Here is a 1,679-nt window from a genome sequence, read left to right on the forward strand (position 1 = left end):
GACCGGCGCTGTCGAGGTAGACGACCTGCTTTGAATTCCCGGCCGCCCACTCATAGCCAGACAGCGCAGTGCCACTGGCCGGTGGTGCGGGTGAGACCATCCACCGCGTCTGGTCCATCAGGTCCGCGTGTTTCCATTTGCCGCCGACGGTCACGTACAGCTCGTGAACATGACCGGCGCTGTCGAGGTAGACGACCTGCTTTGAATTCCCGGCCGCCCACTCATAGCCAGACAGCGCAGTGCCACTGGCCGGTGGTGCGGGTGAGTCCGTCATGCGCGTCTGGTCCGTCAGGTCCGCGCGCTCCAGAATCCCGCTTCCGATGCTGCCGATCACGTACGACTCCCAAACATCGCCAGCGTCGTCGAGATGGACGGCCTGCGCTGAATTCCCGGCCGCCCACCCATAGCCAGATAGCGCACCGGCACGCCAATTGATTCCTGCTATCGGATGCTGAATCGTCGCTTTGGTCATGGATTCAACTCCTTACCGATCGGCGTGATTTGGTTTCCGCCCCCCCCAAAAAAAATGAGATCGATAGATCCCACGGCGATGTCTTGATTTCTCGTTTGCGCCGCCTTGAGCGATGCTCCGATGACTCCGCATGGGCCAACAAGGCGGTCTGTCGACAGCGGCGAGCACTATTACTCCCATGCCCGGTATGGGTGGGATCAAAACGACTCGTCGGGTCTCTGATGTCTTGTGATTCAGTCTCTGGAACCTGGGGCGTCTGTGATTGTTGAGTCCGGCGTGGATCTCTCGTCTGCGTCACCGGACGGGCGCCTCGCGTAACGCCGGGAAACCCGCGGATCCGCGACCACCGACACGGCAGACAGTCTTGCGCTTCGACAACCGCCCCGCCCAGCGCGGGCACACGACCAGCGACTCACACCAGCCTCGTGACCAGGGACTTCAAGATGGTGGATCTTCCTTGTCGCCGTGATCGTCAAAGACGAGGGAGTCTTCGCCCAGCTCAACTACGACCTCACGGGCCTGGCCCGTGTGAAGGAAGGCCGCAAGCCCGAGCCGACCGCCTCCGTCATCGACACCCAGAGCGTCAAGACCTCCACCAACGTGCCTCTGGCCAGCCAGGGAACGGATGCCGCGAAGAAGATCGTCGGCCGGAAACGGGGCATCCTGACCGACACGATCGGCCTCATCCTCGCCGTGACCGTCGCCGGCGCCGGCCTCTCCGAGAACGCAATGGGGATACGCCTCCTCGACCAAGCGAAAAAAACCTACCCGACCATCGCGAAAAGCTGGGTCGACACCGGCTTCAAGAACGCCGTAGTCGAGCACGGTGCCACCCTCGGAATCGACGTCGAGGTCGTCAACCGCAACTCCGAGAAGCGCGGCTTAAAGGCGCTGGGTGGTAGAGCGCAGCATCGGATGGATCATGCTTCACCGGCGCCTCGCCCGAGACTACGAGACCCTCACCGCCAGCTCCGAAGCCGTGATCCACATCGCCTCGATCGACAACCTCACCAAACGCATAACGGACGAGACCACCCCTACCTGGCGAGGAACTTACTAGGAGATAGGGGGCAATCTTCCTAGATTAAACGCCCTCTTAGAGGGCGTTTATACAGGTCAGGCCCTGTATGCGGCTCTCGTTCCTGTCCTTGTTTGGGGGCTTTCATTCGGTAGGCCGTGTATGACCTTCTGTGTGACGAGGGATCAG

General features: G+C 61.3%; 1 protein-coding gene and 1 pseudogene. One reads left to right on the forward strand and one right to left on the reverse strand.

Going from position 1 to position 1,679, the window contains the following annotated elements:
• Positions 1 to 472: hypothetical protein (locus tag AB0A61_RS40950; protein WP_361304689.1), on the reverse strand; the 472-nt coding region annotated here is incomplete at its 3' end.
• 474 nt (positions 473 to 946) lie between these two features.
• Between AB0A61_RS40950 and AB0A61_RS40955 the strand changes: the two are divergent.
• Positions 947 to 1,532 (forward strand): annotated as a pseudogene (locus tag AB0A61_RS40955) (transposase); the annotation flags it as partial.
• Positions 1,533 to 1,679: the final 147 nt, after the last annotated feature.

The organism is Streptomyces sp. NPDC046197 (genome assembly GCF_040646295.1).
In the GTDB taxonomy this organism is placed as follows: Bacteria; Actinomycetota; Actinomycetes; order Streptomycetales; family Streptomycetaceae; genus Streptomyces.